This window comes from Acinetobacter sp. ANC_7634, from assembly GCF_056779875.1.
In genome coordinates, this window is record NZ_JBWYIT010000017.1 from 22230 (window position 1) to 46755 (window position 24526).

Sequence of the window (24526 nt, forward strand, 5' to 3'; positions counted from 1 at the left end):
GTTTTAAATTTAAATTTAGACTTTTAAATTTGATTATTTGTGGTTAAAGTTCAAAATTACTCATGACATATGTGGATAACTTGGGTATGATTGCCTCCCCAATCTCATGGGGTTGTTTTTAAATTTAAATGGAATGAGGGGTTTCACATGCTGTGGACAGACTGCTTAAATCGCTTGCGACAAGAGCTCTCAGATAATGTCTTTGCAATGTGGATACGTCCATTGGTTGCCGAAGAGGTAGATGGTGTTTTAAAGCTTTATGCACCTAATCCTTACTGGACACGCTATATTCAAGAACATCATTTAGAATTAATTAGCATTCTTGCAGAACAAATGTCTGAAGGACGTGTTTGTAAAGTTGAAATTTTAGTCGACTCACGACCAGGCGCGATTTTATCTGCTTCAGAGCAACCAGCGACAACAACTGCAGCGCTTGAGTCTTCAGCAGCACCTGTAGTCAGAGCAAAAAAAGAAAGCAATGAGCAGCAAAATGCAAAAACATCAAAAAAACGATTATTAAATCCTCTGTTTAATTTTGCATTGTTCGTCGAAGGGCGTTCAAATCAGATGGCGGCAGAAACTTGCCGTAAAGTGTTAACTCAGTTAGGCGAACCTCAACATAACCCGTTATTTTTATACGGTCCGACTGGTTTAGGTAAGACCCACTTGATGCAAGCAGTGGGTAATGCTTTATTACAAGCTAAACCAAATGCTCGTGTGATGTACATGACTGCTGAAAGTTTTGTTCAGGATTTTGTGAGTTCCCTTCAACAAGGTAAAGTCGAAGAATTTAAAAAGAATTGCCGTTCACTAGACTTACTTTTAGTGGATGATATCCATTTACTTGCAGGTAAAGAAGCCAGCTTGGTTGAGTTTTTTTACACGTTTAATGCCTTATTAGATGAATCTAAACAAATTATTTTAACCTCAGATCGCTATCCTAAAGAGTTGACCGAGTTAGATCCTCGTTTGGTATCTCGCTTTTCATGGGGATTATCGGTAGGGGTAGAACCGCCTGATATTGAAACTCGAATTGAGATTTTACTTAAAAAAGCTGAAAGTAATGGTATCGATTTGCCTCGTAACTGTGCGCTCTTTATTGCACAGCAGGTTGTGGCAAACGTACGTGAACTTGAAGGTGCATTAAATAAAGTCGTCGCGATTTCTCGTTTTAAAGGGACACCAATCGACTTAGATGTGGTGCGAGAATCACTGAAAGATGTTCTTGCGATTCGTGCTCGTACTATTAGCACCGAAAATATTCAGCGTGTAGTCAGTGAATATTTTCGTATCCCATTGAAAGAGCTGGTTGGACCTAAACGAACTCGTATTTATGCTCGACCACGTCAGTTAGCAATGGGGCTTGCGCGTGAATTAACGGGCGATAGTTTTCCTGAAATTGGCATGGCATTTGGTGGTCGTGATCACAGTACAGTCATGCATGCCTGTGAAAAAGTGCAGAGTTTGTGTGCTGAAGATCCTATCTTTAATGAAGATTACAAAAATTTAATGCGCTTATTACAAAGCTAAATCTGTTTAAATTCTATTCTTGCAATGCGGCATATTCTGCCGCATAGTACATGATTAAAGTGTTTTAGTCTGTCGTCGATATACTGTTTTAGAGGAAATCCATCGTGCGTTTGAAGATCGCGAAAGAAAGCTTACTCAATGTTTTGTCTCATGTTGTAGGTGCTGTAGAACGTCGCCATACGTTAAATATTCTTTCAAACGTCAAAGTTCAGGTTACTCAAGATGCACTGACGATTACAGGTTCCGATCTTGAAGTTGAACTTGTTGCGAGTACAACGCTTGTAGAGGGAGCATGTTTACAAGCAGGTCAAACCACAGTACCGGCACGTAAATTGATGGATATCTGTAAATCTTTGCCGACAGCAGCACTTATTGATTTACAAATCACAGAAGACCAGCGTTGTATTTTGAAATCTGGTAATAGCCGCTTTGTATTAGGAACATTATCTGCTGAGGATTACCCTTTATTAACGACTGAAAATAGCCAAGGGACTCAAGTTCAGGTGACTGAACGTGAACTAAAACGATTATTTGAAAAAACCTCTTTTGCGATGGCTGTTCAGGATGTCCGTTTTTATCTTACAGGCACTTTACTGGAAATTGATGAAAATCAGCTTCGTGCAGTGACGACAGATGGACATCGTCTTGCTCTTTGTGAAACATTGGCCAGTTCGAATGCTTCGCAGTTAGTGCAAGCAATTGTGCCTCGTAAAGCGGTCGGTGAATTACAGCGTCTATTGAGTATCGAAGATAATCAACTCTCGTTGTTAATTGGTCGTGAACTGCTGAATGTTACTTTGACAATTCCAAGCCGTGATAAAGAGCAGGGTGATATTACTGTTCGTATTACTACAAAATTAATTGATGGTAAATTCCCTGATTATCGACGTGTTATTCCTCGTGGCGGTGATAAAACAGTTACGATTGCACATGATATTTTCAAACAATCATTACAGCGAGTTGCTATTCTGAGTAACGAAAAATTACGTGGTGTATTTTTAAACTTCAATCCAGATTCACTGCAACTTCGTGCCAATAACCCTGAGCAAGATGAGGCAGTTGAAGATCTTGCGATTCAATACAATAATGCACCTATGGAAATGTCATTCAACGCACAATACATTTTGGATGTATTGAATGTGTTGGATGGTGATGATGTATTAATGACAATGACTGAGGCAAACCAATCTGTATTGGTTCAAGATCCTGCTCATCAAGATCAAACTTATGTCGTCATGCCGATGCGTGTTTAATGTTGTTTTTGATTTAGTTTAATCTGGTCATGTTCATTACGCGTTTAAATATCCAGCGTGTGAGAAATTTAAAAGCGGTTGCACTCCAAGAGTTGCAACCGTTTAATGTTTTTTATGGACAAAATGGTTCAGGAAAAACGTCTATATTAGAAGCAATTCACTTATTGGCCACTGGTCGATCTTTTCGTACACATATTCCTAAACATTACATTCAAAATCAAATGCAGGATGCGATTGTATTTGCACAGTCTGCTACTGAAAAGATTGGTATGCAAAAGCTCATTACAGGTGAGCAAAATATTAAAGTGAATGGGGATAGTATTGCCACGCAAGGACAGCTAGCCAAAATTTTACCATTACAGCTTATTGACCCTCTGAGTACAGATATTATTGATCACGGAGCTAAACCAAGACGACAATTGCTTGATTGGTTAATGTTTCACGTGGAACCAGATTTTTACTATGCATGGCAATTTTATTCTAGAGCATTAAAACAACGAAATAGCTTATTAAAATCAAAACGTAATCTGACGGTGCAAGATTTAGAAGCATGGAACAAAATGCTTAGTGAGTACGGTGAAATATTACATTTACAACGTCAGGCTATTGTTGAACAGTGGCAGATATTTTTTCAGCAAGATCTTAAAACACTATTACCAGATATCGAGATCCATATGGAGTATGCAGCAGGCTTTCATGTGGAACATGGCTTGGCTGAAGACTTGATTTTGTATCATCAAAAAGACTGCGAAAGACGCTATACAGAATATGGTCCACACCGTGCAGATTTAAAGTTAAAAACCCCAACAGGAGATGCAGATGCCGTACTGTCACGGGGGCAAAAAAAATTATTAATCATGGCTTTAAAATTGTCACAGATCGCAATGTTGCATGCGTCTAATAAGGAAACTGTGGTATTATTAGATGATGTGACAGCAGAATTAGATATAACCGCACAACAACGTTTAATTGAGCGATTGAGCCAACTTGGTAGTCAAGTTTTCATTACCACTTTAGACCATGAATCTGTACAAAAGCATTTACATGATTTGTCTATTTCCTATCAATTATTCAATGTTGAAAACGGTTCTGTTCAAGTTGTTGTGCAATAATTTTTTGAAGTTTTCTCCATCTTTGGATAGACCTTTTTTTCACTAGGGAGTAACCATGAGTTCAGAAGATCAAGCTGCTTCTCAAACAGAACAAACCATTGAAAAGGCTTATGATTCCTCTAGCATCAAGGTATTACGTGGTTTAGATGCAGTACGTAAGCGTCCAGGCATGTATATTGGTGATACGGATGATGGTACTGGTTTACACCATATGGTGTTTGAAGTGGTGGACAACTCGATTGATGAAGCCCTTGCTGGTCACTGTGATGAAATTCTGGTTACCATTCACGAAGACGAATCTGTTTCTGTCGCAGATAACGGTCGTGGTATTCCCACAGATATTCACCCTGAAGAAGGTGTATCTGCTGCTGAAGTCATCTTAACGATTCTTCATGCGGGTGGTAAGTTTGATGACAACAGCTATAAGGTTTCTGGTGGCTTACACGGTGTAGGTGTTTCAGTTGTAAACGCTTTGTCTAGTAAACTGGAACTCACAATTCATCGTGCTGGTAAAATTCATGAACAAGAATACCGCCATGGTGACCCTCAATACCCTTTAAAGGTGGTGGGCGATACAGATCGTTCAGGTACTCGTGTACGTTTTTATCCAAGTGCTGAAACATTCAGTCAGACCATTTTCAATGTCGATATTTTAGCTCGTCGTTTACGTGAACTGTCATTTTTAAATGCGGGTGTCCGAATTGTTCTACGTGACGAACGTGTTGGTTTAGAACATGTATTTGATTATGAGGGTGGTTTATCAGAATTCGTTAAATACATTAACGAAGGAAAAACGCATCTTAACGATATTTTTCACTTTACCACGCAAGCTGATAATGGCATTGGTGTTGAAGTTGCATTGCAATGGAATGATACGTACCAAGAAAACGTACGTTGCTTTACCAATAACATTCCTCAAAAAGATGGTGGTACTCACTTAGCTGGTTTCCGAGCTGCTTTAACTCGTGGCCTTAATAACTACATGGAAAACGAAAACTTACTCAAAAAAGAGAAGGTTGCAGTTTCTGGTGATGATGCACGTGAAGGTTTAACAGCAATTGTTTCAGTGAAAGTTCCTGATCCAAAATTCTCTTCTCAAACCAAAGAAAAATTGGTATCGAGCGAGGTAAAACCTGCTGTTGAACAAGCAATGAATAAAGCTTTTTCAGAGTATCTTCTTGAAAATCCAGCTGCAGCTAAATCAATTGCGGGTAAAATTATTGATGCCGCACGTGCACGCGATGCGGCGCGTAAAGCACGTGAAATGACTCGCCGTAAGAGTGCGCTTGATATAGCAGGTCTTCCTGGTAAATTGGCGGACTGTCAAGAAAAAGATCCAGCTTTATCTGAACTATATCTTGTCGAGGGTGATTCAGCAGGTGGTTCAGCGAAACAAGGTCGTAACCGTAAAATGCAAGCGATTTTACCGCTCAAAGGTAAAATCTTAAACGTGGAACGTGCTCGTTTTGACAAGATGATTTCTTCTGCTGAGGTCGGAACACTGATTACAGCATTAGGTTGTGGTATCGGTCGTGAAGAATATAATCCAGACAAATTACGTTACCACAAAATTATTATTATGACCGATGCGGACGTGGATGGTTCACATATTCGTACGCTGTTATTAACGTTCTTCTTCCGTCAAATGCCGGAATTAGTGGAACGTGGTCATATTTATATTGCTCAGCCACCACTTTATAAATTAAAGAAAGGTAAGCAAGAGCAGTATATTAAAGATAATGATGCGCTTGAAACATATTTAATTTCTAATGCAATTGATGAGTTGGCATTACATATCAGTGCTGACGCACCTGCGATTCGTGGTGAAGCGCTTGCAAAAGTCATTGCTGATTATCAGACATCACAAAAAAGCTTACAGCGATTAACGATTCGTTATCCTGCAACTTTGTTAGATGCTTTACTTGGTTTAGATGCATTTAAATTAGATCAAAATCAAGATGAAGCTTATGTGACGTCTTGGGCTGAGCAATTGCGTCAAGCAATTGAAACACAACAGCCAAGCTTAAGACCTGAATTCACGCTCGAAGCATTCGAAAAAGAACTCGCAGATGGTTCACGTGAAACACATTATTGGCCACGTTTAACAGTGTATGTACACAACCTTCCTCATCACTATTTATTAGATGCTGGTTTATTGGGTTCAGGTGAATATAAACGTTTACTTCAAAACTCAAAGAGTTGGTTTACGTTACTTGAAGACGGGGCTTATTTGCAAAAAGGTGAGCGTAAAGTCAATGTTGCTAACTTCCATCAAGTATGGCAACAAGTATTGGCAGATTCACGCCGTGGCATGATGATCCAACGCTATAAAGGCTTGGGCGAGATGAATGCAGAGCAGCTTTGGGAAACCACGATGGATCCTGAAAATCGTAATATGCTTCAAGTGACAATTGATGATGCAATTGAAGCAGATCGCATGTTCTCTTGTCTCATGGGTGATGATGTTGAACCACGTCGTGCATTTATTGAAGAGAATGCATTGAATGCAGATATTGATGCTTAATGCAATAAGTTAAAAAAAGCACTCTTAGGAGTGCTTTTTTTGTATCAATCTAAAATCTTAAGTCATTTTTTTGGAATTAATTTCAATAAAATGATGTGCTTGAAGTCACATATTTTATTTATTATATGAAATATAAAGATAATTAAATAAGCATTTACGAAATTAATAAATAATTAAAACTATAAAATTCAATAATTTATAATTAGATAATAAAAAATAGAGCAATAGCTCTATTTTTTTAAATAGAGAGTGATTAAAATTTTTGTCATGGAAAAGAATCCATTTAAATGCTTAAAAGGAACTAAGAATGAAAAAAACAACTCTGGCTTTATTGGCGGCTTCAACCATGGGTATGGTTTCAACTGCTCAAGCAAAGGTTGATGTGTGTGTATTTGATTTACTCGGTAAGTCTGGTGAATCGTTTCAAATGGCTCAAGAATGGGCATTGGCAGCAAAGGGCTGGGGTGCAGATATCAATCTGATTCCACGTCAAGATGAGGCTGTAGCCGATAATGATTTTAAAGCAGGTAAGTGTGATGCTGTTTTCTTAACAGCGATGCGTGCTCGTCAATATAACAAGTTTGTGGGTTCGATTGACTCTTTAGGTGGCGCACCATCAAATGCAATTGCACAACGTGCGATTACTTTTGCTTTAGACAAACGTAATGCTGCAAAGATGGTCACAAATCTCGGTGGGAAAAAATATGAAGTTGCTGGTATTGCACCACTAGGGGCAGCATATATTTTCGTGCGTGATAAAAAAATTGATTCAATCGAAAAAGCTGCTGGTAAGAAATTCGCAGTATTAAGCTATGATCCAGCACAAAAAATTATGGTGCAACGTGTCGGTGCTCAAGCAGTAGGATCTGATGTTTCGAACTTTGTTGCGAAGTTCAATAATGGTCAGGTGGATATGGTGGGTGCACCAGCATATGCCTATAAGCCTCTTGAAATTTATAAAGGTTTAGGCAATACAGGGGCAATGTTTGATTTCCCTGTGGTACACATTACAGCAAACTTTGTGATGAAGCCTGAAAAATTCCCTGAAGGGTTTGGTCAAAAATCACGTGATTGGTTTGTTAAAAACTTGCCGAAAAGCTACGCAATGATCAAGCGTTTAGAGGGTGAAATTCCTGCTAAGTACAAAATGCAATTCTCAGCTGAAGAAAAGCTGAAATATCAAAAACTACTTCGTGATGGTCGTATGGATCTCACTAAACAAGGTATTTATGACAAAGAGATGATGTCTGTTCTTAAGAAAGCACGTTGCTCTGTCGATAAATCCAACTTCGAATGTTCACTTGGTGGTGAATAATTCTGATTTCTAAAGAAAAAATCCTAGACCTGGTCTAGGATTTTTTTTATTCATTTTATGTCATTTTCGCCAATGCACATTTATAAGAAAAAAGTATGCTTTAATCACAATAAGTAGTATTTAAATGATCTGTATCTAAAAACCATATACATACAGCATCTCAGGATCAGTATCTACACAATTGGATCGTGTAATCTCATTTTAGTTCAACACACTGACACTGAAGTTTAAGGTGTTCGATATGGGATATTCGAGACTATAAGAAAGAAGGAATAGGAAACAATAAAATGAATTTAACCAAAACATTATTATTATCAGCAGGTTTAATGACTGCTGCAACGGCTTCACAAGCAAAGCAAGTCGTCTGCGTGTTTGATCTCGTCGGGAAAAACGGCGATGTCTATGCGTTAATGAAAGATTATCAACTTGCTGCTAAGCAGTGGGGAGCTGATATTGAGCTTAAAGTCGGACAAAATGAAGGCGTAATTGCTGAAGATTTCAAAGCAGGTAAATGTGACGGTGTCAGTATCACAGGGATGCGCGGTCGTCAGTTTAATAATTTCACTGGCTCTTTAGATGCCATTGGTGCGATTACTAATCTCAATTTAGCTGTCAAAGTTATGCAAGGTTTAGCAAGTCCAACCTTTGCAAAGCATATGAAAAATGGCAACTATGAAGTTGCAGGAGTGATTCCTGTTGGCGATGCTTATTTAATGGTGCGTGATCGTAGTATTAATACGGTTGCTAAAGCTGCGGGTAAAAAGATCGCCGTACTTGATTATGATCAGGCACAAAAAATTATGGTACAGCAAATTGGTGCGCAAGCAGTGAGTTCTGATGTCACTAATTTTGGGAGTAAATTCAATAATGGCCAAGTTGATATTATTGGTGCACCAGCAGCGGTATTCCGTCCTTTAGAACTTCATAAAGGGCTAGGAACGAAAGGTGCAATTGTGAATTATCCAATTCTTCAAGTGACCGGTAATATCATCATTCGTCATGATAAATTCCCTGAAGGTTTCGGACAGAAATCGCGTGATTGGGTGAAAACACAATTACCACGTGCGAATCAAATTTTAGGCAAAATGAAAGCGGATATTCCGGCTAAATATTGGATGAATGTTCCAGCTGGAGATAAACCTGGTTATCAAAAATTAATGCGTGAATCTCGTATTGCACTTACTAAACAAGGTGTTTACAACAAACAAATGATGAAACTACTTTGGCAGTTCCGTTGTAAGAATGAACCGACAAACTTCGAATGTAGCTTGCAGGATGAGAACTACAAATAAGTTCATAGGACGTTACATTTAAATCCGATAAATTTACTCTGAATAAACTTTAAAGTTCGAGTTATGACCATATATTGAGTATGTTATACTTGATATATGGTCTTTTAATTTCAAAGCCTATTTAATTTTTTGAGGAATCCATCATGACTGCCCAAGCACTTGAGCTGACTGACAATGCTGCGAATAAAGTTCGTCAACTTCGTGAGAGCGAAGGAAATCAAGATTTGATGTTACGTGTATATGTGACAGGTGGTGGTTGCTCTGGTTTTTCTTACGGATTCAATTTTGCTGAATCTCAAAATGAAGACGATGCTGAATTTGTGAATGGTGATGTGAAGATGCTTGTTGACTCACTGAGTTATCAATATCTCGTTGGTTCAGTTGTGGATTATGTTGAAGGTTTGGAAGGATCACGCTTTATCGTGCAAAATCCTAATGCGACAACGACATGTGGTTGTGGATCTTCATTCTCTATTTAATATGCAGTAAAAAAAGCCCGCTAAGCGGGCTTTTTTTATGATAATTTTTGCTGTTCTTTCAGAATTAAATCAGTCAGCTCATGATAATTTTGAACTGGAATCCAATGATTCGCCTCTAAATGAATTTCCGTATATGGACCTTCAACATAATTTTGATTGAACTGAACACCTTTAGCATCAATTGCAACGTCATCTTTGCCCCAAATAAATAAAGTGGGAACTTTGACTTTATTGAATAGCGTTTTATTAGAGCTAAAAGGTAAACCTCGATACCAATTGAGTGATGGGCTGAGCCGTTTTTCTATAATCATTTCTTGTTTAAAGTCATTTAATTGTTCAACTGTCATTCCAGAATTTTTTAATAAAGCCTCGCCAATTTGAGGTGTTTTATTAAAGAGCAACTCAGGTATCCATGGAAGCTGAAATAGTCCCATATAATAGGATTTAAAAAGTTGTGTACTGCTGTAAAAAGCCCGCATAAATGCTGCTTTGTGAGGGACGGAGATCGCGGTCAAATGTTTAATTTTATTAGGATAACGTAGAGCAACTTCCCAAGCAACGACTGCGCCCCAGTCGTGTCCTACGATATATGAAGGCTCTCCAATTAAGTCGAGTAAAACATTTACATCATCTGCTAAATGTTGAATGGCATAATCTGCACGTTTCTTTGGTTGAGCCCTTAAGCTATATCCACGTTGGTTTAACGCATAGGTGCGAAAACCATGTTGGTTTAGTATTTCGGCACTATGCTGCCAAATTTTTGATGTTTCAGGAAAACCATGTAATAGCACAATTGGAGTGCCATCGATTGGACCGCTATCTATTACATCAAAAATAAGATTACCTTTTTGAAACTCAGTGATTCGTTGTTGTTTTTCCATAATCAATATCCTCTTTCCTTTACATATCTTTATCAAATTTGGATGATAGAACTAGGGCTGAACGGGTCAGTTCTAGGTGAAAGAAGGTCGTTCATTGTCTGACAATATTATGGGTTGATTAAACGGTGTATTTGTATTGGGATTTGTTTTTGTAAGAACGTTAAGCAAAGTCTCAAAGCTAAGGTCCGATAGCTTAAGCTCGGAGTAACCAAGTGGACATCTTCAGGGATTAGAGACCATTCAGGTAAAATATGAATCAACGTTGAGTTGACTAATTGATGGGCCACTTGGATTTCTGCAACGGCGGCAATACCTAAATGTGCTTCTACAGCAGCAAGAGCATGTTCGGATGGTGTCACCATCAGATGTGTATAAATTTTAAATTTTTTTATCGTACCGTTTTTGAAAAGTTTGATTTTGGACAGCTCGCGGTTATGTGAGATAAAATGATGATCACACAGTTGCTCTGGGTGTTCAGGAATGCCACAACGCATTTGATAGGTTGGACTGGCGCATAAAATTCTTCGAACTTGTCCAACCTTTTGAGCATGGAGTGTAGAGTCTGCTAAATCACCAAGTCTGATGGCTAAGTCATATCCTCCAGAAATCAAATCAACTTTAGTGTCATTCAAATCAATTTCAATATCAATGTGTGGATATTCAATTAAAAATTGAGAGATTAAAGGCAATACCACCAATTTTCCAAAAGTTCCCGAAGCAGCTATTCGAATTCGACCTTTGGGTTGTATTTCTAATTGTGTGAGGTCGTTCGTCAGCGATTCAATCTGATGAAATAGGGGGGAGATTTCTTTTAAGAAAATCTTACCAGCTTCAGTTAGTGAGCTTGAATTGGTATTTCGATTTAATAATCTAATATTTAAGGATTCTTCAAGTCTTGAAAGTCGATTAGATAACGTGGATTTAGCAATATCATAACGTCTTGCTGCCGCGGATAAACTTCCAGCATCTGCAATCAGTACGAACCAATATAGGTCATCGATTGAGTAGGGTAAGCTGTTCATAAAATCGAACACCACCTTTCATTTTTATTGTCTATTCACATCATTATAGAACCGCTAAGTTAAGTCAATTGATCAGATGTAGCAAATGATCTGATTTAGCAAATTGAGGACATAGCAATGACAATGAATTGTGATTTAGAAATTGGTACTTGTTCAGTAGCCGAATTGGAAAAAGGCCAAAATGCAGTGGTCAATGTAGCATCTGACCTCAGCCTGATTTATGTGGGTGACCCAATGTGCTCATGGTGTTGGGGAAGTTCAAATATCATTAAACAAGCGCGTGAATATGCAATTCAGCATGGTGTTGGCTTTCAAGTGATTAGCGGTGGTTTAAGACCTGGTGGAGGTGATGCTTGGACTGATACTTTCAAGAATTTTTTACGCACCGAATGGAAAAATATTCAGAGACTGACTCAACAACCTTTCACTGAAAAATTGTTAGAAAGAGCACATTTTAATTATGATACTGAGCCTTCAGCACGTGCTATTTACGTTGCTCGACAACTTTGGCAAGACCATGATCATCATGATGAAAAACTTTTGGCATTTTTTTCAGCAATCCAATATAAATTTTATGTGGATGGTGAAGATCCGAACGAGCTTGAATATTATCGAAGTATATGTGAAACATTTGAGCTAGATTTTGACGTATTCTCAACGTTGTTTGAATTACCTGAGACCCAAACAGCGACCTATGAAGAGTTCAAGCTTAATCGAAGTTGGGGCATAAAAGGGTTCCCAAGTTTTGCGATACGTCATGGAGACAATGTCAAAATCATAGGCTCTGGTCATGTGGCATTGGAAAAATTAACACAAGCTATTGATGACTTAATCAAAGATGCGCGTATATAAGGAAAAGTTGAATGGCGATTATTCTACAAATTGATTTTCCCTATGATGGACCTTGGGGGCATGAAATGTTTGAAAGTTTCAAAACACTCGCGGATTCAATAGCAAATGAGAAAGGCTTGATTTGGAAAATTTGGACTGAAAATGAAGCGTCCAAAGAAGCAGGTGGAATTTACTTATTTGAAAGCCAAGCAGATGCAGAGGATTATCTAAATATGCATCTTCAGCGTTTAAGGGAAAATGGCTTTACTGAATGTAGACATCGAATTTTTGCTGTAAACTCGCCACTTTCAAAATTGAATTTTGCACCTGTTTAAGTAAATCGATGTATCAACTCAGGATAGTGGATACATCGATTCTTCATTTAAACCGCAGTGATCGTTCCTAAAACTCGATCTCCTTGAGCTCCTGTCACTTCAGGTAAATTACCAGCAAGTTGGTTTACAAATCGCATAGCCAACCACGCAAAAGCGGTCGCCTCCACCCAAGTCGGTGCTAATCCCAAATCTGCTGTGGTTTGAACACTCCACTCATGTTTACGTAAACGCCAACGTAATTGTTCTAATAATTGTGAGTTGTATGCACCCCCCCCACAGACATAAACTTCACCTGTGTCCATAGGGGAACGATAAATGGCTTTTTTAATGGCACGTGTCGTAAGTTTCATCAGCGTTGCTTGAACATTTTCAGGCGTATCTTCAAGTTCAGCGTATTCAACATCGCTACGCCAATCCGCAATTTGTTCATCCAACCATTCCAAATTAAAGTCTTCACGACCAGTACTTTTTGGCGGCTCTTTCGAGAAAAAGTCATGTGATTGCAAACGATCAAGCAAAGCACGAATAGGCGTACCATAAGCAGCCCAATTGCCATTTTCATCATAAGGCTGCCCTGTGTAACGTTCACACCAAGCATCCATCAAAATATTGGCTGGTCCAGTATCAAAACCATATACGCCTTTAGGATCACCCGCAGGTAACATACTGACATTGGCAATTCCACCGAGATTTAAGATCACACGGTGTATCGTCGGATGCTGAAATAAGGCTTGATGGAATGCTGGCACTAGAGGTGCACCTTGACCACCAGCAGCCATATCACGGCGTCTAAAATCTGATACCACAGGAATTTGAGTGATTTCAGTAATAATGTTGGGATCACCAATTTGAAGGGTAAATCCATGTTCGGGACGATGACGAATCGTTTGACCATGAGATCCAATGGCTTTTATTTGAGTTCTATCGAGATTATTTTCTTGTATAAGTTGATTGATTCCATGACCGATCATCTGTGCTAAAGCGACATCAGCTTTACCCATGCGGTCAATTTCATTATCGTCTGGCAAAGTAAGTGCCATCAGTTCATCACGTAAATCTGGATCAAAGGCTAATGTCAGCGTTGCATGGATCTGTAATGGATCAAAAGAAGCGGCTACAAAATCGACGCCGTCCATACTCGTGCCAGTCATTACACCAATGTAGATTGTGGTCATGATTATTCTTAAGCCTGCATTGTGCTGAAAAAGTGTTAGTATATCGCACAAATTGAACAACAGATGTATTTGGGTTTTGTGATGTCAAATTTCCTGCCTGCTGAAGAACAACTTGCCCTCATTCAACGAGGCACACATGAAATTATTTCAGAAGAAGATCTTCTGAAGAAATTAAAATTGAATCGTCCTTTGAAAATTAAGGCGGGTTTTGATCCTACAGCACCAGACTTACACTTAGGTCATACGGTATTAATTAACAAGCTTAAAGTGTTCCAAGACTTAGGTCATGAAGTATTCTTCTTGATTGGTGATTACACTGCGATGATTGGTGACCCAACAGGTAAAAGTGCAACTCGTCCACCATTGTCACGTGAGCAAGTCTTAGAAAACGCGAAAACCTATCAGGAACAAGTGTTCAAAATTCTTGATCCAAATAAAACTAAGGTGGTGTTTAACTCAGAATGGTTTGCTCAAAAAACTGCTGCTGACCTGATTCAATTGGCTTCACAGCAAACGGTTGCACGTATGCTTGAACGTGATGACTTTACTAAACGCTATAACAACCAACAGCCGATTGCGATTCACGAGTTTTTGTATCCATTGGTGCAAGGCTATGACTCTATCGCGCTTGAGGCAGATGTTGAGTTAGGTGGTACAGATCAAACCTTTAACTTGCTGATGGGGCGTACTTTACAAGGTCGTTATAATCAAGAGCCACAAGTGTGTATCACTGTACCAATTCTTGAAGGTTTAGATGGCGTCAACAAAATGTCTAAATCTTTAGGTAACTACATTGGTGTATTTGATGCACCTGGTGCGATGTACCAAAAAGTACTTTCAATGCCAGACAGCTTAATTGAGCGATATTTCGAACTGCTGAGCTTCAAGTCAATGGAAGAGATCGAAGGCTTATTGAAAGAAATGGCCGAAGGTCGTAACCCTCAAGAAATTAAACGTATCTTAGCGCTCGAGTTAGTGGAACGTTTCCATGGAAGCGAAGCTGCTGCGAATGCACATAAAGGTGCAGGGAATATCATCACAGAGGGTGAGCTTCCTGAAGGAACGCCAGAAGTGACGATTTCACGTGGTGAATTCGGTGGTGAAATGTTTATTGCTTCTATTGTTCGTGCAGCAGGTTTAACCAAAAATGCAGCGCAAGCAAAAGATGCTGTTTCACGTGGAGCCGTAAAAGTTGATTGGGAAGTGGTGGATGCATCATTCTCAATTAACGAAAACAAAACAGTGATTGTTCAAGCAGGTAAAAAGGCCATTGCTAAAGTAACTTTTACTGACTAAATCATTAAGTTTTGAATGATTCAAAAGCCATCCTGAGTGATGGCTTTTTTATGTCAAGAATGAAATGAAGATGAAAGATGGATTAATTTTTGGTTGTTCTGGGTGAAATCCATTAAAATGCGCCATCCAATACTTATTTGTTTGAATATCTATGATTCAGTTAGACCAACTTACCATTCGCCGCGGCGGTCGCATTTTATTTGAAAAAGCGTCTATGCAACTTCACCCTGGTTGGAAGATTGGTTTAACAGGTGTCAATGGTGCAGGAAAATCGACTTTGTTTTCAGCCTTACTTGGGGGCATGGAATCAGATGGTGGCTCATTGACACGACCATCGGTTTGGACAGTGGCGCATATGGCGCAAGAGATTAAAGCGCTGGATATGAAAGCGATTGATTTCGTTCTATCCGGTGATGAAGAGTATTGGAATATCCAACACAAACTTGAGCATCCTGACGGATTGTCTGATCAAGATTTGGCAAATTTATATGGTCGTTTTGATGAAATTAGTGGCTATTCAGCGCCGTCTAAAGCATCACAACTGATGGCTGGCCTAGGCTTCTTTGAACATCAGTCAGAACTTAGTGTAAAAAGTTTCTCTGGTGGATGGCGTATGCGTTTAAATCTTGCGCGTACTTTGATGAGTCGTTCAGATTTACTCTTACTTGATGAACCGACGAACCATTTAGATTTAGATGCTATTTTATGGTTAGAAGACTGGTTGAAAGCATATGAAGGCACATTGGTACTGATTTCGCATGACCGTGATTTCTTGGATGCCATTACCGACCATATTTTGCATATCGAAAACCAAGAATTAACGCTTTATACCGGCAACTATTCAACATTTGAACGTACCCGAAGTGAACGTTTAGCTCAGCAACAACAAGCCTATGAGAAACAGCTCGAGCTACGTGCACATCTGCAAAAATATATTGATCGTTTTAAAGCTAAGGCAACCAAAGCAAAACAGGCACAAAGCCGTATTAAACAGCTCGAACGAATGCAAGAGCTTTCTGCTGCGCATGTCGATACGCCTTTTACCTTTAGCTTCCGTGAACCGACCAAAATGAGTTCTCCGTTGTTACAACTGGATAGTGCTGATATTGGTTATGGCGACAAACTGATTGTGACCAATGTGAAGCTACAAATCACGCCAACCAGCCGTATCGGTCTGCTGGGTATGAATGGTGCAGGTAAGTCCACATTAATTAAATCTTTGGTGGGTGATTTATCTTTAATCCAAGGTCAACGTAAAGCATCCGAATTACTTAATATTGGTTATTTCGCCCAACATCAAATGGATGCATTAGATGGTAATGCGAGTCCAATGTTGCAGTTATCTCGTATCGCAGATAAGAAGATCAGTGAAGCGACTTTACGCGCATTCTTAGGAAGTTTTGGCTTCTCTGGTGAGCGTATGGATACACCGTGTGAAAGCTTTTCTGGGGGGGAGCGTGCACGTTTAGCATTGGCTTTGATTGTCTGGCAGCGTCCAAATGTTTTAATTCTAGATGAACCGACCAACCATTTAGACTTGGATATGCGTCATGCATTAACTATGGCACTACAAGACTTTGAAGGGGCAGTGGTGTTGGTCTCACATGAACGCCAATTAATTGCAAGTGTCTGTGATGAATTACTCCTAGTGCATAACGGTAAATGTCGTGAGTTTGAAGGTGATCTGGTCGCTTATGCAGACTGGTTACGTCAAGCACGTGCAGAGTTGATGAAGCAAGGGCAGCAAGCACCTGAGCCAGTAAAATCTCAAGTGATCGATAAGCCTGTAGTTTCTAAAGTAGATAAAGAAGCACAGCGTAAAGAAGCTGCGCGTCGCCGTGAAATGAGTCGCCCAATTCGTAAAAATATCGAAAAATTGGAAGCTGAGATTGCAAAGATTCAACCACGTTTAGTTCAAATTGAGGATGCTTTAGGGGAGGCATCACTTTATGATGCGTCTCGGAAAGATGATCTTTTAAAATTAATGAATGAACAAAGTGAGCTTAAAGGAAAATTAGCACAAGCAGAAGAAAAAATGCTTGAACTGATGATGGAACTTGAAGAGTTAGAAAGTTCGTTTGATGAGTAATTTGTGATAAAAAGCCCAATGTAGATTGGGCTTTTTTATTAAAATAGGCGTTATTTTGGTCATAGTCATAAAAACTGTCATTTTAATTTTTTTATTTTATTTGTGTTTTTAATTCAACTTGACCTCAAGCTAACTTGAGTTTTGATCATAAGAAATCTAATAACAAAATTGGAAAAACGACAGTGCCATCATCAATCAATAAAACTTTTTTAATTCATGGAATCAGTTATGGTCTAGGAAAAGCGTTAGCTACTTTAGTTCCAAATGATGATGATTTAATCTATGGAATATCACGCTCAACCCCACAACTACCACGCCAGATTGAGTGGATTCAAACTGATTTAGCTTATCCTGTCCAAGCATGCAAGAAAATTAAAGACGTAATTGGAGATAAAGCATTAGATGTATTTATTTATAATGTAGGTGTTTGGGAGCAAGATGCTTTTACGCATGACTATGATTTTTCATCAATCTCAGCATTAGAAATTCAAACGATCATCAATACAAATATCACCAGTTGTATTTTATCTATACAATCCATTTTGGAAAATTTAAAGAAATTAGATCATGCCAAAGTGATCCTCATTGGTTCAACATGGGGTTTAGACAATCACAATGGAAAAGAAATAGTATTTTCAGCTACCAAATTTGCATTACGTGGAATTTCCCATGCCTTAAGAGAGTTGATACGAAAGGATCGAATAGGCGTTACGGTGTTAAATCTTGGATATTTAGCACCTGATTTTGATCTAGATACAACAATAGAATCTGTCCTAGAAGAAACAGACGAATCTTTAATTCCTGTGTCTGATGTAGTTGCTGCCGTTCATTTTGTGCTTAATACGTCTAGAGCATCTTGTGTGAAAGAAATTATGATGCCTGCAATGCAAGATACAAATATCTGATAATCATTTAAAAATTCAAAGATGTAAATAAAAAAACCGCGCTTTCGCGCGGTCTTTTATTTAAAGAGACAAATTATTTTTTGTCATCTTTTACTTCAGTGAACTCAGCATCTACAACGCCGTCGTCCGCTTTTTGTTGTTGACCAGCAGCATCACCTTGGAATGCATTTGGATCAAAACCTTGCGCACCACCTTGAGCACCCTGCGCAGCTTCATAAGCACGTTGAGTGATCGGCATGATGATGTTTTGAAGTGCTTCAGTTTTCGCTTTGATCGCATCAACATCATTTTCTTTTGTTGCAGCTTCAAGTTCTGAAATAGCAGTTTCAACCGCAGTTTTTTCATCAGCAGTTACTTGTTCGCCAAGGTCTTTTACTGCTTTTTGAGCAGAAGAAACTAATGCATCAGCTTCGTTACGCGCTTTTGCTAATTCTTCAAACTTACGGTCTTCTTCCGCATTCGCTTCAGCATCTTTGATCATCGCTTCAATTTCAGCATCGCTCAAACCTGAGTTTGCTTTAATTTGAATTGATTGCTCTTTACCAGTGCTCTTGTCTTTCGCAGATACTTTCAAGATACCATCAGCGTTGATGTCGAACGATACTTCAATTTGCGGCACACCACGTGGAGCAGGTGGGATATCGCCCAATTGGAAGTTACCCAACAATTTGTTTTGTTGAGCCATTTTACGTTCACCTTGGTAAACCGAAATGTCTACTGCAGGCTGGTTATCAGCAGCTGTAGAGAACACTTGTGATTTTTTCGCAGGGATTGTTGTGTTTTTCTCGATGATTGGAGTTAACACGCCACCCATTGTTTCAATACCAAGTGTCAATGGTGTAACGTCAAGTAATAGAACGTCGTTTTTATCACCTGAAAGTACAGCACCTTGGATCGCAGCACCCATTGCTACAGCTTCGTCAGGGTTCACGTCTTTACGTGGCTCTTTACCGAAGAACTCTTGTACTTTTTGTTGTACAAGCGGCATACGAGACTGACCACCAACCAAGATCACGTCAGAGATATCAGAAGTTGATAAACCAGCATCTTTAAGTGCAATCTTACATGGCTCGATTGTACGAGCAACTAAGTCAGCAACAAGACCTTCTAATTTCGCACGTGTTACGTTGATCACTAAGTGTTTAGGACCAGTCGCATCAGCAGTGATATATGGAAGGTTAATTTCAGTTGCATTCGAAGAAGACAATTCAATCTTCGCTTTCTCAGCAGCTTCTTTCAAACGTTGTAAAGCAAGTGGATCATTTTTCAGATTCACATTTTGTTCTTTCTTAAACTCTTCAACCAAGTAATCGATTAACGCGTTATCAAAGTCTTCACCACCTAAGAATGTATCACCGTTGGTAGACAATACTTCGATTTGTTGGTCGCCATCAAGGTCAGCGATTTCAATGATTGATACGTCGAAAGTACCACCACCTAAGTCGTAAACCGCTATTTTACGATCGCCTTCTTTCTTATCCATACCGAACGCAAGCGCTGCAGCTGTTGGTTCGTTGATGATACGTTTAACATCTAAACCAGCAATTTTACCAGCATCTTTCGTTGCTTGACGTTGAGCATCGTTGAAGTATGCAGGAACAGTAACTACCGCCTCAGTAACTGTTTCACCTAAGTAATCTTCCGCAGTTTTCTTCATTTTCTTAAGAACTTCTGCAGAGATTTGTTGTGGTGCTAGTTTCTTGTCGTTTACATCAACCCAAGCATCGCCATTGTCAGCTTTGATGATTTTGTAAGGTACAAGACCAATATCTTTTTGAACTGCTTGATCTTCGTAACGACGACCGATCAAACGTTTGATCGCGAATAATGTATTTTTCGGGTTTGTTACCGCTTGACGTTTAGCTGATTGACCAACAAGGATCTCGCCATCTTTATACGCAATAATAGACGGAGTTGTACGAGCGCCTTCAGCGTTGTCGATTACTTTAACTTTATCGCCTTCAAGTACTGCAACACATGAGTTTGTAGTACCTAAGTCAATACCAATAATTTTAGCCATTGATGTGTTCCTCGAAAATTTTGTTGTGATCTTTCACTTGTTATCCGATATGAGAGCCATTCATTATTTTTCAAGTTAAAAACTTAAAAAAATTTTTACAAACTCCCGTATTTCTTGACTTATTGGCCTACCATGACCATTGCAGGACGAAGTAAACGGCCAGAAAGGGTGTAACCTTTTTGAAGTACCGTACCAATCTCACCCGCTTTTGCATCTGGAGCAATACCTACTGCTTGATGCAAATCAGCATTAAAACCATTTTCAGTGTCAACTGCCACAACACCAAATTTTTCTAATGTTGCTAATAATGACTTCAGTGTGAGTTCTACACCTTCTGATAAAGGAGTTTTTTCATCACCTGCAGCAGCAATTGCACGTTCAAGGTTGTCAACTGAATCCAATAATTCTTTTGCAAATTTCTCTAAAGCAAATTTTTTCGCAGTATCCGCCTCACGCTCTAAACGTTCTTTGGTTTTTTCTGCTTCATACTTCGCATTTGCAGCAACTGCTTTTTCATATTTTAAGTTTTCAGTCAGCGTTGCGATTTGCGCTTGAAGGTCTTCTACAGAAACTTCAACTTCAGCTTGTTGATTTTCAACTTGCTGTTCAGTTTGTTCCGTTTGAACGTCCTGAGTTTGTTCGTTTTGCTCATTTGCCATGGAAGATCTCCGCTTAAATGGGTTTTTAAACATGTACAGTCCTTTGGCATCAGTGTTAACTGCGTTAATCTGAACTGCCATGCGTGTGTAATTCATCAATACAAAGGTAATGTGGGCGACTATAAATAATTCAAGCTTAAACGATGTTTATTTCTACTAAATTCATCTTTACAACAAGGAATGAAAATTTTCGATCCATTTAGAGAAATCTAAAGTCTAGAATAAGAAGAGGAGATGAACTGAAGAACGATTATAAAAATATGATTTTGTATATATTTTATATATAAAATATATAGATTCAGATAAAACAAGTCTTTCCTTTTAAAGAATCAAAACTGTATTATCTTTAACCAGATACTAACGCTGTAGTTTCTATTTATTTTGTTTTTGCTTTTTAATAGCTCATCCAACCTCCTTGGATGAGTTTTTTTTTGCTTGTCGAGATCTGAGTAACAATGTTAAGCAACCGATATACCGTGTAGCCACACTGTGATTCAGTCACCTTCAAAAAGGGTTTATATCGCACCACATATTCACTAAACAATAAATTAAATAAATGGCTTAGCACATATATTCAACTATAAAAGTTGAATTGCATTTTCTTTACACTTTTTTCATAAGTTCAACCTGAAGTCATCGAAACTTGAACCAAGAACTGACGCATGAAATAAAAAAGTCAGGAATGATAAGCCTTCAAAGTTAACTCTGACTTTGAATGTTTCAAGTAAGGAATTAAACAATGAAAAAATTAGGTCTCATTTCCCTGGCATTTGCAGCTATTGGTTTTGCTACTGTAGGTTGTACTTCAAACCAATCTGCTGAAACTGCTCAAGCGACTCAACCGACCACACAAACAGATGCTTCAATAGCGCAAGCGGCAACTACTGAAATGGATACCCAAAATGGTGTGGCTGTACAAGCTGACCCAAGTGTAGAGTCTGTTGAACCGATTCAAGCTGTCCCAGCTGAAGGTGCAGAAGCCCCTCAAGTTGTTGAGTAAAATGCAATGAAATTTAATTCATTTAAACTGCTTAGAATGGATTAAATTTTATGAAAAAGCAGAGAATAGAGAGTAAATAGGATGCCTTTACTGTCTATTTTTAGAATCACAGCACTTAAAAAAACCTAACATTCAAATGTGAATGTTAGGTTTGTGAGGTAACTTTAAATCAATTGTCTTGAGTCCACGAAAGCTTAACGATCTCGGCGATCATGTTGACGTTCCTGTTCTCGCTTCTTGCGATCCTGTTCTAAGCGCTTACGTTGTTCTTCAATCGCTTTTTTACGATTATCTTGATTCCAACGATTACGTTCAGCTTGACGTTGTTTTAAAATTTCCTTTTGACGTTGTTCAATCTGTTTACGACGATCATGCTCAGCACGTTCTTTATTACGTCGATCTGCTAATTCACGTTGTTGGCGTTGACGTTCATATTCACGTTTGCGCTTTTCTTGTTCAAGGCGCTGTTGATGTAAACGTTGTGCGCGTTCTCTCTCCCAACGTTGACGGTCATAGTTGCGATCATAATCACGATCATAACGATGGTCATAATTACCATTATAATAAGGGCCATCGTCAGGGAAGGCCACACAACCGACTGCAAGAACTGCTGTGGCCAATGACATTATCATTACTTTTATTGCCATAGCTTTCACCTTTATATATTGAATCAGGACAACCAAAAAATTCCTGATGTTGGATTAAATAGTCAATGACAAGACTGCTATAGTCAGATTAGCGTAAATAGGATTGAAGTTTGTATATTGATCAGTAGACTTAGTTAACAAAATAGTCATGAAATGGCTGATCGTGTAGAAAATATGAAGAATACGGATTTTTAAAAGGATCGGAATCGTGAATCAAAAAATACAACAATTACTTGAAAATGGTCAGGGTTCTGCAGGACGTGCATTAGATCGACTCCCAAAGATCGTTCAAGAATCTCTAGTGAAGTTACTTGGCTATCCCTATGACTATCCTCAACTCGATAGCTTTACAAAATGCTTGATGGCTGCACAGTTGAAACAAGGAAAATCAGGCTTTATTGGCGCTGATATTGATAAATCAAGAAAAGAATTTGAAAATCAAATCCAATCCATCACACATAAATCATCTCATGTTCAATATGTAGAAGATATTCGTCTTCCTTTACAAAGTGGTACTGTATTTGCCAGACATTATCATCCTGCTCCGAATAAAAAACTACCAATGATTGTATTTTATCATGGTGGTGGGTTTGTTGTCGGAAGTGTGAATACACATGATGAAGCGTGCCGAATCATTGCGAATTATGCAAAAGCACAAGTAATCAGTATTGATTATCCTTTAGCACCAGAAGTTTCTCCACAATCATTGATTCAATCATGTGAAGATGCATTGGCATGGGTATATCAAAATCGCCGTCACTTTAAAATCTTAAAAAACCGTATTGCTGTAGCAGGAGATAGTGCTGGCGGTAATATTAGTGCTGTCGTTGCTCAACGTGCATTGAATGCCAGTTATGCGCCTCAAGCTCAATTTTTAATATATCCTGCGGTGGATTTCAAAAGTCGTCATCCATCATTCTTTGCGTATAAAGATGGTTTAGTATTAACCAACAGCGATATTGACTATGTGACAGAATACTACGCGACAAGACATAAAGTTGCTTTGGATAATCCACTAATCTCCCCAACATACGGCAATCTAAAAAAATTGGCACCAGCTTATGTTGTTACAGCGGGACATGATGTATTGCATGATGAAGGCAAAATTTACGCCCACAAATTACGTCAAAATGGCACTAAAGTGTTGTATCAAGATTTTGAAGATCAAACACACGGATTTATTAATCTAACGCTAATCTCAGGGCGTTCTAAAAAATTGTTGATTGAAATGAGTAAAGAGTTTAGAAGATTTTGGGATAAAAATAGTTAATAGATCCTTACTTTCAAATCCTGAGATTTAAACGAAACTCAGGATTTTTTCTTTATATAGAGTAATCGAATAAAAATACTTTGATGCTTAACAAAAAACTGAATCTTTTCTGGCGATTGATTCATGAATAATAGATAAGATAAAACATCAATAAGAGGATAGCGTATGTTAAAAAAAATGATGTTAGGTGCTTCTGTTGCGGCGATGAGTACTTTGTCTTTGGCAGCAAATACGCATATGCAAATCAAAACATCAGCAGGAGATATCGAAATCGAGTTGTTTAATGATAAAGCTCCGATTTCAGTAAAGAACTTTGAAACTTATGCGAAAGCTAATTTTTATAACGGCACAATCTTCCATCGGGTTATTCCAGGGTTCATGATCCAAGGTGGAGGATTAGATGTATCGATGAAAGAAAAAGCGAATCGACCTCCAATCAAGAACGAGTCTTATAATGGCTTAAAGAATAACCGTGGCACTTTAGCCATGGCACGTACAAACCAGCCTGATTCAGCAACAAGCCAATTTTTTATCAATATTGCGGATAATGATTTTCTAAATAAAGCGCCAATGAATCCTGGTTATGCTGTGTTTGGTCAGGTAACTAAAGGCATGGATGTTGTCGATAAAATTGCAAAAGTGCCTACTGGTAGATTTGGTATGCATCAAGATGTGCCAAAAAATCCTATTAAAATTTTAAGTGTGAATATAAAACCTTCAAAAGCGAAATAGTGATTAAAAAAAGAAGCAGAAATATTAAATTAATATTTTTGCTTCAATATTATAGGGTTAAGTGTAAATGTGATTATTAATGAATCATAATGGTGCATAAAAATAGAACACTCAATAAAACATGGGGTTAAAAGCACTTGCAATGATTTCGAAATGCTC

The 24526-nt window shown here is 38.5% G+C and carries 21 protein-coding genes; 15 read left to right on the forward strand and 6 right to left on the reverse strand.

Going from position 1 to position 24526, the window contains the following annotated elements; genetic code table 11:
• The first annotated feature begins 147 nt into the window (after positions 1-147).
• The 7 genes from dnaA to erpA all read left to right on the forward strand — a co-directional run bounded on the left by dnaA (position 148) and on the right by erpA (position 9505).
• Positions 148-1530, forward strand: coding sequence for a chromosomal replication initiator protein DnaA (gene dnaA / locus AC1M9A_RS13850; RefSeq protein ID WP_481610429.1), 1383 nt, complete (start codon positions 148-150; stop codon positions 1528-1530).
• Positions 1531-1634: 104 nt separating this feature from the next.
• On the forward strand, positions 1635-2783 hold the full coding sequence (gene dnaN / locus AC1M9A_RS13855; RefSeq protein ID WP_092768709.1) for a DNA polymerase III subunit beta: 1149 nt from the start codon (positions 1635-1637) through the stop codon (positions 2781-2783).
• A 29-nt stretch (positions 2784-2812) separates the two neighbouring features.
• Positions 2813-3895: a DNA replication/repair protein RecF gene (gene recF / locus AC1M9A_RS13860; protein ID WP_035268612.1), complete on the forward strand. Its 1083-nt coding sequence runs from the start codon at positions 2813-2815 to the stop codon at positions 3893-3895.
• Between the two features lie 55 nt (positions 3896-3950).
• Positions 3951-6419: a DNA topoisomerase (ATP-hydrolyzing) subunit B gene (gene gyrB, locus AC1M9A_RS13865; protein ID WP_035268615.1), complete on the forward strand. Its 2469-nt coding sequence runs from the start codon at positions 3951-3953 to the stop codon at positions 6417-6419.
• A gap of 307 nt (positions 6420-6726) precedes the next feature.
• A complete protein-coding gene (locus AC1M9A_RS13870) occupies positions 6727-7734 on the forward strand; it encodes a putative solute-binding protein (RefSeq protein ID WP_481610430.1) in 1008 nt (335 codons plus the stop codon).
• 287 nt (positions 7735-8021) lie between these two features.
• Entirely contained in the window at positions 8022-9026 is a 1005-nt protein-coding gene (locus tag AC1M9A_RS13875; RefSeq protein WP_035268621.1) for a putative solute-binding protein, read from the forward strand.
• Between the two features lie 143 nt (positions 9027-9169).
• Positions 9170-9505 (forward strand): iron-sulfur cluster insertion protein ErpA, encoded by a 336-nt coding sequence (gene erpA, locus AC1M9A_RS13880; RefSeq protein WP_035268624.1) that lies wholly within the window; start codon positions 9170-9172, stop codon positions 9503-9505.
• Between the two features lie 35 nt (positions 9506-9540).
• Here the strand turns inward: erpA and AC1M9A_RS13885 are convergent, their stop codons facing one another.
• Positions 9541-10386, reverse strand: coding sequence for an alpha/beta fold hydrolase (locus AC1M9A_RS13885; protein ID WP_481589589.1), 846 nt, complete (start codon positions 10384-10386; stop codon positions 9541-9543).
• 107 nt (positions 10387-10493) lie between these two features.
• On the reverse strand, positions 10494-11408 hold the full coding sequence (locus AC1M9A_RS13890; RefSeq protein WP_481610431.1) for a LysR family transcriptional regulator: 915 nt from the start codon (positions 11406-11408) through the stop codon (positions 10494-10496).
• 117 nt (positions 11409-11525) lie between these two features.
• On the opposite strand from AC1M9A_RS13890, the gene AC1M9A_RS13895 reads away from it, so the two are divergent.
• Together AC1M9A_RS13895 and AC1M9A_RS13900 are read left to right on the forward strand one after the other, a co-directional pair.
• Complete coding sequence (locus AC1M9A_RS13895; protein ID WP_481610432.1) at positions 11526-12260, forward strand: DsbA family protein; 735 nt, start codon at positions 11526-11528, stop codon at positions 12258-12260.
• A gap of 11 nt (positions 12261-12271) precedes the next feature.
• Positions 12272-12574 carry a monooxygenase gene (locus AC1M9A_RS13900; RefSeq protein ID WP_481589586.1) on the forward strand — a complete coding sequence of 101 codons (303 nt, stop codon included), beginning with the start codon at positions 12272-12274 and terminating at the stop codon, positions 12572-12574.
• Positions 12575-12621: 47 nt separating this feature from the next.
• On the opposite strand, the gene AC1M9A_RS13905 is transcribed toward AC1M9A_RS13900, so the two are convergent.
• Complete coding sequence (locus AC1M9A_RS13905) at positions 12622-13749, reverse strand: anhydro-N-acetylmuramic acid kinase (RefSeq protein WP_481610433.1); 1128 nt, start codon at positions 13747-13749, stop codon at positions 12622-12624.
• A gap of 63 nt (positions 13750-13812) precedes the next feature.
• Here AC1M9A_RS13905 and tyrS point away from each other — a divergent pair, with 63 nt between their 5' ends.
• From tyrS to AC1M9A_RS13920, 3 genes are all read left to right on the forward strand, one after another.
• A complete protein-coding gene (gene tyrS / locus AC1M9A_RS13910) occupies positions 13813-15045 on the forward strand; it encodes a tyrosine--tRNA ligase (protein WP_171076798.1) in 1233 nt (410 codons plus the stop codon).
• 151 nt (positions 15046-15196) lie between these two features.
• Positions 15197-17134 carry an ATP-binding cassette domain-containing protein gene (locus AC1M9A_RS13915; RefSeq protein ID WP_481610434.1) on the forward strand — a complete coding sequence of 646 codons (1938 nt, stop codon included), beginning with the start codon at positions 15197-15199 and terminating at the stop codon, positions 17132-17134.
• A gap of 182 nt (positions 17135-17316) precedes the next feature.
• Positions 17317-18039 (forward strand): SDR family oxidoreductase, encoded by a 723-nt coding sequence (locus AC1M9A_RS13920; protein WP_481610435.1) that lies wholly within the window; start codon positions 17317-17319, stop codon positions 18037-18039.
• A gap of 73 nt (positions 18040-18112) precedes the next feature.
• Here AC1M9A_RS13920 and dnaK read toward each other — a convergent pair whose 3' ends face one another.
• Both dnaK and grpE read right to left on the reverse strand, forming a co-directional pair.
• The gene (gene dnaK / locus AC1M9A_RS13925) at positions 18113-20059 is read right to left on the reverse strand and encodes a molecular chaperone DnaK (RefSeq protein ID WP_481610436.1); all 1947 of its coding nucleotides are present in this window, start codon (positions 20057-20059) and stop codon (positions 18113-18115) included.
• 119 nt (positions 20060-20178) lie between these two features.
• Positions 20179-20751, reverse strand: a complete 573-nt coding sequence (gene grpE, locus AC1M9A_RS13930; RefSeq protein ID WP_257219952.1) for a nucleotide exchange factor GrpE — start codon at positions 20749-20751, stop codon at positions 20179-20181.
• A gap of 706 nt (positions 20752-21457) precedes the next feature.
• Here grpE and AC1M9A_RS13935 point away from each other — a divergent pair.
• Positions 21458-21718, forward strand: coding sequence for a molybdenum ABC transporter substrate-binding protein (locus tag AC1M9A_RS13935; RefSeq protein ID WP_481610437.1), 261 nt, complete (start codon positions 21458-21460; stop codon positions 21716-21718).
• Between the two features lie 194 nt (positions 21719-21912).
• Here AC1M9A_RS13935 and AC1M9A_RS13940 read toward each other — a convergent pair whose 3' ends face one another.
• Positions 21913-22365 (reverse strand): cell envelope integrity TolA family protein, encoded by a 453-nt coding sequence (locus AC1M9A_RS13940; protein WP_092768671.1) that lies wholly within the window; start codon positions 22363-22365, stop codon positions 21913-21915.
• A 199-nt stretch (positions 22366-22564) separates the two neighbouring features.
• On the opposite strand from AC1M9A_RS13940, the gene AC1M9A_RS13945 reads away from it, so the two are divergent.
• Both AC1M9A_RS13945 and AC1M9A_RS13950 read left to right on the forward strand, forming a co-directional pair.
• Positions 22565-23635 (forward strand): alpha/beta hydrolase, encoded by a 1071-nt coding sequence (locus AC1M9A_RS13945; protein WP_481609323.1) that lies wholly within the window; start codon positions 22565-22567, stop codon positions 23633-23635.
• Positions 23636-23800: 165 nt separating this feature from the next.
• A complete protein-coding gene (locus tag AC1M9A_RS13950; RefSeq protein WP_481589581.1) occupies positions 23801-24367 on the forward strand; it encodes a peptidylprolyl isomerase in 567 nt (188 codons plus the stop codon).
• Positions 24368-24526 lie beyond the last annotated feature (159 nt).